The sequence below is a fragment of the Acidovorax kalamii genome (assembly GCF_002245625.1).
GTDB lineage: Bacteria > Pseudomonadota > Gammaproteobacteria > Burkholderiales > Burkholderiaceae_C > Acidovorax > Acidovorax kalamii.
Genome location: NZ_NOIG01000018.1, coordinates 1 through 8,560, shown reverse-complemented (window position 1 = coordinate 8,560; position 8,560 = coordinate 1). Strand labels below are relative to the sequence as shown.

At 68.8% G+C, this 8,560-nt stretch carries 7 protein-coding genes; 3 read left to right on the top strand and 4 right to left on the bottom strand.

The window, feature by feature from the left end:
• The coding region (locus CBY09_RS23315; RefSeq protein WP_133066337.1) for a tetratricopeptide repeat protein at positions 1–2,470 on the top strand (2,470 nt) is incomplete at its 5' end.
• Between the two features lie 91 nt (positions 2,471–2,561).
• On the opposite strand, the gene CBY09_RS23310 is transcribed toward CBY09_RS23315, so the two are convergent.
• Positions 2,562–3,863, bottom strand: coding sequence for a tryptophan--tRNA ligase (locus CBY09_RS23310; RefSeq protein ID WP_094291959.1), 1,302 nt, complete (start codon positions 3,861–3,863; stop codon positions 2,562–2,564).
• A 40-nt stretch (positions 3,864–3,903) separates the two neighbouring features.
• Positions 3,904–4,572 carry a site-2 protease family protein gene (locus tag CBY09_RS23305; protein ID WP_094291958.1) on the bottom strand — a complete coding sequence of 223 codons (669 nt, stop codon included), beginning with the start codon at positions 4,570–4,572 and terminating at the stop codon, positions 3,904–3,906.
• 176 nt (positions 4,573–4,748) lie between these two features.
• Here CBY09_RS23305 and CBY09_RS23300 point away from each other — a divergent pair, with 176 nt between their 5' ends.
• Positions 4,749–5,906 carry a methyl-accepting chemotaxis protein gene (locus CBY09_RS23300; protein ID WP_094291957.1) on the top strand — a complete coding sequence of 386 codons (1,158 nt, stop codon included), beginning with the start codon at positions 4,749–4,751 and terminating at the stop codon, positions 5,904–5,906.
• 47 nt (positions 5,907–5,953) lie between these two features.
• On the opposite strand, the gene CBY09_RS23295 is transcribed toward CBY09_RS23300, so the two are convergent.
• On the bottom strand, positions 5,954–6,589 hold the full coding sequence (locus tag CBY09_RS23295) for an L-threonylcarbamoyladenylate synthase (protein ID WP_094291956.1): 636 nt from the start codon (positions 6,587–6,589) through the stop codon (positions 5,954–5,956).
• A 40-nt stretch (positions 6,590–6,629) separates the two neighbouring features.
• Positions 6,630–7,496 carry a 3',5'-nucleoside bisphosphate phosphatase gene (locus CBY09_RS23290; RefSeq protein ID WP_094291955.1) on the bottom strand — a complete coding sequence of 289 codons (867 nt, stop codon included), beginning with the start codon at positions 7,494–7,496 and terminating at the stop codon, positions 6,630–6,632.
• Between the two features lie 114 nt (positions 7,497–7,610).
• On the opposite strand from CBY09_RS23290, the gene CBY09_RS23285 reads away from it, so the two are divergent.
• The coding region (locus tag CBY09_RS23285; protein WP_165773976.1) for a methyl-accepting chemotaxis protein at positions 7,611–8,560 on the top strand (950 nt) is incomplete at its 3' end.

Below are 8,560 nucleotides of genomic sequence, written 5' to 3'. Positions count from 1 at the left end.
GCTGGACACCACCCGCACCGCCGCCCCCGCCGCGCCCGAGCTGTTGCTGGCCGATGCCGACTGGCACCGCCTGGAGGGCCGGGGCGACGCCGCCCTGGCCCTGTACCGCCAGGCGGCCGATGCGGCGCCCGCAGGCACAGCGCAGCAGGCCGCTGCGCTGTGGGGCCTGGGCCGTGCGCTGCAGGAGCGGGGCGACCTGCATGCCGCCCGCACCACCCTGGCGCGCGCCGTGGCGCTGGCGCCCGACCACCCCGCCTACCGGGCCGAGCTGGCCACGGCCGACACCGAAGCACTGCGGCTGGCCGACGCACGCACCGGCTTTGACGCCGCCCTGGCCCTGGCGGGCGACGACTACACCAGCCTTGCCGGCGCGGGCCTGCTGGCGCTGCAGCAGGGCGACGCCGAGGCTGCGCGCACCCAGCTGCTCAAGGCGTTGGTGATCGAACCCCGCTACGCCCGCGCCCAGGTGTGGCTGGCCGTGGCCGAGTACCGGCTGGGCGAGCTGGCCGCCGCCCTGGATTCGCTGGACCGTGCCCGCCTGGCCGACCCCAACGACCCGCTGCCCTGGCAGATCGAAGCCATCCTGCGCAACGACAGCGGCCAGCCCGAGGCCGCCATGGCCGCCGCGCGCCAGGCGCTGGTGCGGCTGCCCGCCCTCAAGTCGCTCAACCCGCTGGTGTCCGACAGCCAGGGCTCGGCCAACCTGGGCAAGGCGCTGGGTGACTTCGGGCTGGAGCACTGGGCGCGCGCCTATGCGCAGCAGTCGTACTACCCACTCTGGGCGGGCAGCCATTTCTTCATGGCCAACCGGCACGAGAGCGACTACAGCCGCAATTCCGAGCTGTACCAGGGCTACCTGGCCGATCCGCTGGCGCTGGGCCTGGGCGAGCGGCAGGTGCCCGTGTTGCCCACCGAGGGCCACGAAACCGTGTGGACCACCAGCGCCGAACGCAACCCCGTGCATTCGGCCCTGGTGGGCGCGGTGACCTTGCGCGGGCTCGATGCCAGCGCGGTGCCCATGGCCTGGCTGGCCCGCGCCACCGGGCTGCGCATGTGGCCCCGGGGCGGGTCGGGTTCGTACTGGATGACCGCACCCATGGCCACGCTGGGCTGGGGCGCGCGGCCCACCGACCAGTTGGGCCTGTTTGTGGTGCACGACCAGGGCTGGGACCGCACGGGCTATCCGGGTGGGCTGGACCTGGGCCCTGCGCGCTTTGACGGCGTGGCGCGCACCCATGCCGCGCGCACCGATGCCGGTGGGGCCTGGCGCTGGTCGGCCGACGCGCAGACCTGGCTCAAGGTGCACCATGTGCGCAGCACCAACACCCGCGTGCTCGACTTCGACGCCTGGGGCCCGCAGAACTCGCGGGTGCAGGACGGCATGGACGGCGTGATGCTGCGGCATGTGGTGCAACTGCCCGGGCAGCGGCTCAGCGCCGGGTGGGAAAACGTCCGCGCCCAGGCCCGCTCCAGGCTGTACGACCCCGGTGCGCCCTGGGAGGCATCGGACGGCACCACCACCGCGCGTTTTGACATGCCCTGGATCACCTCCGAATGGCAGCACGGCGCCTGGGCGTGGGAGGCCGGTGCCGCCTGGCCGCGGCTGCGCGCGCGCTATGTCAATCGCTACTACAGCCAGATCACCAACGAAGATTTCTTTGCCCCCGACATCACCGAGGGCGGCCACACCCGGCGCCTGCGGCCCCGGGCAGGGCTGTCCTACCGCATCGGGCCGGGCCGTGCGCTGCACGCGGCCTACATCGAAAGCATGCACGCGCCCGCATCCCACACCCTGGCACCCGTGGCCGTGGGCGCCATCGCCATCGACCACCAGTACCAGCGCCTGGGCAGCCTGGCGCGCAAACGGGCGGTGCAGCTCGATTGGGAGATCGATGCGCGCACCTTTGCCTGGGGCGTGCTCAGCAGCCAGTCCATTGCCAACCCGGTTTTTGCCGATGGCCGTTTGCTGGTGCCCAACCTGGGCAGTTCGGTGTCAGACCGGGCGGGTGTGCTGGCCCCCGTGGGCGCGTCGGGGCAGGTGGTGATCGATGCCTACAACGGCAATCCCTATTTCAGCCAGGGCCGCCTGCACCAGGCGGGCGCCGCGCTGAACCGGGTGCTCACCCCGCACTGGAGCGTGCTGGGCAGCTACACCTGGGCCCAGTCGCGCAACACCGGCGTGCAACATGCGGGCAAGCTGCTGCCGGGCGTGCCGCCGCACACGGGGGTGCTGGCCAATGTCTGGCGGCACGGCGCGCGCGACCTGACGCTGGCGTCGCTGGTCTACCGGGGCTCGCGGTTTGCCGACGAGGCCAACACCCAGCCCCAGGGCGCGGGCTGGAGCTTCAACCTCGTGCTGTTCCGCGAATCGGCCGACCGCCGCTGGGCGTGGACGGGCACGCTGCAGACACCGCTGCATGGCACCGTGCGCCCCACGCTGTGGACCAGCCTGCGTTACCGCATGGATTGAGCACAGTTTTTGAGGGCTTTTTAGGCCCTCTGCGCGCGACCATTCAGCGGTTTGTGCTATCAAATATATAGCACTTAAGTGTGCCGGATGCTCAGGCTGCAGCCTCTGCATGCGCGGCCAGCGCAGCCAGTGCCGCTGCCACATCGGCATCTGCCACGCCATCCACAGGAGCCCGCTGCCCCGCCAGTGCGCCCAGCCCTTCGCGCTGCAGGCGGGCGATGGCCTGGCCTGCGTCCTTGGGTGCGTCAAAACCCGTGCTTTGCAGCAGCAGGCGGCCATCGGCATCCACCAGTTTGAAGTAGAACTTGCCATCGGCCTCGCGGTACTGCTTGAACGTGGGCAGGGCGGCCTTGGCGGCCTTTGCTGGCTTGGCTGCGGTGCTGGCCTGCGCCAGGCTGCGCAGGCCCACGGCCGAGCGCAACTCGCGGATGAACGGTGTGGCCAGCGTGCGGGCGCGCTCGGCACCGGCCAGCAGCGTGGTTTCGATGCGGGCGGGGTTGTGGATCAGGTCTTCGTACTTGGCGCGCATGGGCGCAATCACCTGGTCCACGCGCTCAAACAGCACCTGCTTGGCATCGCCCCAGGCAATGCCTTCGGCATAGGCCTTGCGCAGTGCTTCTGTTTCGTCGGCCGTGGCAAAGGCCTGGTAGATCTGGAACAGCGCCGAGCCCTCGACCTCCTTGGCTTCGCCGGGTGCGCGTGAGTCGGTGAGGATGGAGCCGATGAGCTTCTTGAGCTGCTCGCGCGAGCTGAACAGCGGGATGGTGTTGTCGTAGCTCTTGCTCATCTTGCGCCCGTCCAGGCCGGGCAGCGTGGCCACATGGTCGTCAATCGCCGCTTCGGGCAGCACAAAGTGCTCGCCATACAGGTGGTTGAAGCTGGCCGCCATGTCGCGCGCCATCTCGATGTGCTGGATCTGGTCGCGGCCCACGGGCACCTTGTGCGCCTTGAACATCAGGATGTCTGCGCCCATGAGCACGGGGTACATGAACAGGCCCGCCGTCACGCCGTCGTCCTGCTCGCGCCCGGCGGCGGTGTTTTTGTCCACGCTGGCCTTGTAGGCGTGGGCGCGGTTGAGCACGCCCTTGCCCGTCACGCAGGTCAGCAGCCAGGTCAGCTCGGGGATCTCAGGGATGTCGGACTGGCGGTAGAAGGTGACCTTCTCGGGGTCCAGGCCCGCCGCCAGCCAGCTGGCGGCGATCTCCAGCGTGGAGCGCTGGATGCGCACCGGGTCCTCGCACTTGATGAGCGCGTGGTAGTCGGCCAGGAAGTAGAAGCTTTGCACGCCAGGCTGCAGGCTGGCCGCCACCGAGGGGCGGATCGAGCCGACAAAGTTGCCCAGGTGGGGCGTGCCCGTGGTGGTGATGCCGGTGAGAAAACGCGTGGTGCTCATGGGAACAAAATCAGCTGGAAAAGAGAAGAAAAAAGGAAGTTCAGCGCAGCAGGGCAGTGAGTGGCGTGAGCAGCAGGTTGATGGTGCTGTAGCCCAGTGCCATCAGCGGACGCAGCCACAGGGCCCCCACCACGCCTGCAATCACCAGGCCCATCACAATGAAAAAGCCCCAGGGCTCGATGCGCGAGACCATGTGCGCCTGCTTCCAGGGCAGCAGGCCCACCAGGATGCGCCCGCCGTCAAGCGGGGGCAGCGGAAACAGGTTGAAGGCCCACATCACCAGGTTGACCAGCACACCCGCGCGGGCCATCTCGATGAAGAAGCGCTCTTCCACGCCCGAACCCAACAGCGCCACCAGCAGCACTGCCCAGCCGATGGCCTGGACGAAGTTGGATGCCGGCCCTGCCAGTGCCACCCAGATCATGTGCTGCTTGGGCTTGCGCAGGTTGCCGAAGTTGACCGGCACTGGCTTGGCGTAGCCGAACAGGAATGCCCCCGAGGTGGCGAAGTACAGCAGCAGCGGCATCAGGATGGTGCCTACCGGGTCGATGTGCTTGAGGGGGTTGAGCGTGATGCGACCCATCATGTAGGCCGTGTTGTCGCCAAAGTGGCGCGCCGCGTAGCCATGGGCCGCCTCGTGCACGGTGATGGCAAACAGCACCGGCAGGGCGTAGATCAGAACGGTTTGGATGAGATTGGAGGTGTCCACCCGGGGGATTGTCTCAGACCGCCCGCCGCCCGGCGGTCCCGCAGGCGGCGGGTCGGGCGATTGTGGGTTGTACGTACGCTGGAGGCAGGCCCGGCTGGGCGATCATTGCAGGTTGCGGGTCCCCGCCGGGTGTGCCCCTCAAAAATCACTACAACAGTTCTAGAGAGACGACGCGCATGTTGAACCATCTGAAGATAGGAACACGCCTGACGCTGGCGTTTGGCGGCATTGGCCTGGTGGTGCTGCTGCTGATGGCCATGGTGCTGGCTGGCATTGGCGGGGCCGAGCAGGCCCTGCAGGGCGGTGCGGTGGGTGCGCAGCAGGTGCAGGCAGCGCAGGCCCACCTGGGCAGCGTGCGGGCCTGGGCCATCGGCTGCAGCGTGGCGGTGTTCGTGCTGGCGCTGCTGGCGGTGTTCAGCCTGCGCGCGGGCATCGTGGCGCCGCTGAACCAGGCCATCCTGATCGCCGAAACCGTGGCCTCGGGCGACCTGAGCCAGGAGTTCAGCTCCGAGCTGCAGGGCGACTTTGGCCGCCTGCTGGACGCGCTGGGCACCATGGAAGACACGCTGACCGATCTGGTCGCGCGCATCAAGCAGGACGCCGACGCCATCAGCGCCTCGGCCGCCGACATCGACCACGGCAACACCGACCTCTCGCGCCGCGCCGAAGACCAGGTGTCATCCCTCACCCAGACGGCCGCTAGCATGGAGCAGCTCACGGCCACCGTGCGCCAGAACGCCGAGCGTGCCCATTCGGCCAGTGGCCTGGCCGTGAAGGCCTCGGCCATTGCCGAGCAGGGCGGCACCGTGGTGGGCGAGGTGGTGCAGACCATGCAGGCCATCAGCGGCAGCTCGCGCAAGATCGTGGACATCATCCAGGTCATCGAAGGCATCGCCTTCCAGACCAACATCCTTGCGCTCAACGCCGCCGTCGAGGCCGCGCGCGCAGGTGAACAGGGCCGGGGCTTTGCCGTGGTGGCCAGCGAGGTGCGCAACCTGGCCCAGCGCAGCGCGGTGGCCGCGCGCGAGATCAAGGCGCTGATCAGCGCATCCGTCGAGCAGGTCGAAAGCGGCGCAGGCCAGGTGGGCCAGGCGGGCAAGACCATGGAAGAAATCGTTGGCGCCGTGGGCCAGGTGAGCGCCTTGCTGGGCGAAATCTCCGTGGCCCTGCGCGAGCAGAGCGAGGCCATCACCCACGTGAACCAGGCCGTGGCCCACATGGACGGCACGACCCAGGACACGGCGGCGCTGGTGCAGGGCGCCGTGGCCACCGCCTCGTCCTTGACCGCTCAGGCGCGCGATCTGGAGCAGGCCGTGGGCGCGTTCAAGTTGTAGCCCCCTGAGCGGCTGCGCCGCTTCCCCTTCAGGGAGACACCACAGTTCTACAACCCCAGCGCCTGCAGGCTGCCGCGCCCTTCGCGCACCACCTCGGGGTCGCCGCCCGCGCCCATGGGGGTCAGGTCCACCACCGTGGTGGGCTCCAGCGGGCAGGCGCCCGCGTCCACGATGGCGTCCAGCAGCTTTTCGTAGCGTTCGCGGATTTCCTGCGGGTCGTTCAGCGGCTCCGTTTCGCCCGCCGGGATCAGCGTGGTGGCCAGCAGCGGCGCGCCGTGCAGCTCCAGCAGCAGTTGCAGGCCCTTGCGGTCGGGCACGCGCAGGCCAATGGTCTTGCGCGAGGGGTGGCTCACGCGGCGCGGCACTTCCTTGGTGGCTTCGAGGATGAAGGTGTAGGGCCCGGGCGTGCCCAGCTTGAGCAGGCGGTACTGGCGGTTGTCCACCCGTGCGTAGTTGGCCAGCTCCGACAGGTCGCGGCACAGCAGCGTGAGGTGGTGCTTCTCGTCCACCTGGCGGATGCGGCGCAGGCGGTCCACCGCGTCCTTGTCGTCCAGGTGGCAGACCAGCGCATAGCTGGAGTCGGTGGGCACAGCCAGGATGCCGCCCTTTTGCAGCAGCATCGCCCCCTGCTTGAGCAGGCGCGGCTGCGGGTTGTCGGGGTGGACTTCGAAATACTGGGCCATGGGCGTTGCGCGGGCGTCTTGCGGGCTGCTGGGGGCGGGGTCAGGCGGCGGGGTGCTGGATGCGGTCCGCCAGCAGCTCCCACACCGGGGTGAGCTGGCCCGGCAACAGGGGCAGCGTGCCCAGGTCGGTGTGGGATTCGTCGGGGCTGTGGAAGTCGCTGCCGCGCGAGGCGGCCAGGCCAAACTCCTCGGCCATGGCGGCGTAGGTCACGTATTCGGCAGCGGTATGGCTGCCGGTCACCACCTCCACGCCGCGCCCGCCGTGCTGCTTGAACTCCGAGAACAGCGCGTACTCCTCGTTGGCCGTGAACTTGTAGCGCGCCGGGTGGGCAATCACGGCCATGCCACCAGCCTCGGTGATCCAGCGCACCGCGTCGCCCAGGTTGGCCCAGCGGTGGGGCACGTAGCCGGGTTTGCCTTCGATGAGGTATTTGCGGAAGACTTCAGACGTGTCCTTGCACACGCCACTTTCCACCAGAAAACGCGCGAAATGCGTGCGCGAGATCAGGTCGGGGTTGCCCACAAACTGCAGTGCGCCTTCATACGCGCCGTGGATGCCCACCTGCGCCAGCTGTGCGGCCATGTCCTGGGCACGTTCGCTGCGCCCGCCGCGTGTGGCAGCCAGGCCCCGGGCGAGCTGTGCGTCGTCAGGGTCGAACCCCAGGCCCACGATGTGCACGGTGGTGTTGGCAAAGGTGACTGAAATCTCGGTGCCGGTGATGTAGGCCATGCCCTGCGCGCGCGCAGCGGCGGCGGCGCGGTGCTGGCCGCCGATTTCGTCATGGTCCGTCAGCGCCCACAGCTCGACCCCGTTGGCCTTGGCCCGCGCGGCCAGGTCTTCGGGGCTCAGGGTGCCGTCGGAGACGACAGAGTGGCAGTGCAGGTCGGCGTTGAGTATGGGGGTCACCGGGTCATTTTAGGGCTTGTACCGATAACGCGCCCTGCCGAACCCAGCAACACTGCCAGAGGGGCCGGTGCTGGCGGCAGCGCGGCAGTGGATGGCATGTTCCAAGGAGCAAGCATGAAATTCAATGACCTGCGCGTGGCCCACAAGATGTGGAGCGTGATCCTCGGTTTGCTGGCCCTGATGCTGGTGGCCGCCATCTGGACCCAGTGGTACGGGCGTCAGGTGACTACCTCCACCGAGCAGGCCGTGGACAAGTACGAGGCCGCCATCACCACCGCCGTCAGCTGGCGCGGGCTGGCCGAGGTGGCAGTCACCATGTCGATGGCCAGTTTTGTGACTACCGACCAGGCGCTCAAGGCCGACTTTGATACCCGGGTGGCCGCCCTCACGGCGCGCATCACGCCGGTGCAGGAAAAGATCAACAAGGCCGCCGTATCGGCCGACGACAAGGCCGCATTGGCCGCCGTGGCCGCTGCGCGCGCCGACGTGCGGGGCCAGACCGACAAGCTCAAGGAGCTGACCGACGCGGGCGATGCTGCCGCCAAACAGGCCTATCTGGCCAATGTGTACCGGCCCAAGGTCGTGGCCTACCTGGAGTCGATCGACAAATTTGTGGCCGTGCAGGAGCGCCAGCGCGAGGCAGCGGTGCAGGCTGCCCACACCATGCTCAATCGGCTGCTGATGATCGAGGTGGCCGCTGCCGTTGCCGTGGTGGCGCTGGGCATGCTGATGGCAGCGTGGCTGGTGCGCTCCATCACCCGCCCGCTGGACCGGGCCGTGGCGCTGGCCGAATCCATCTCGGGCGGTGACCTGACGCAGAACATCCACGACGACCGCAAGGACGAACTGGGCGTGCTCACCCGGGCCCTGTCGGGCATGGTCACGCGGCTGCGCACGGTGGTGAGCGAGGTGCGCCAGGGGGTGGACTCGGTGTCGTCGGCCTCGGTGGAGATTGCCAACGGCAACCACGACCTGTCGGCCCGCACCGAGCAGACCGCCTCGAACCTGGAAGAGGCTGCTGCCAGCATGGAGCAGCTCACAGCCACCGTGAGCCAGTCGGCCGA

Excerpts from the sequence above, each read along its gene's own strand:
- CBY09_RS23310 (WP_094291959.1), bottom strand. The coding sequence starts at position 3,863 with ATGAGCACCACGCGTTTTCTCACCGGCATCACCACCACGGGCACGCCC.
- CBY09_RS23295 (WP_094291956.1), bottom strand. The coding sequence starts at position 6,589 with ATGGCCCAGTATTTCGAAGTCCACCCCGACAACCCGCAGCCGCGCCTG.
- CBY09_RS23300 (WP_094291957.1), top strand. The coding sequence starts at position 4,749 with ATGTTGAACCATCTGAAGATAGGAACACGCCTGACGCTGGCGTTTGGC.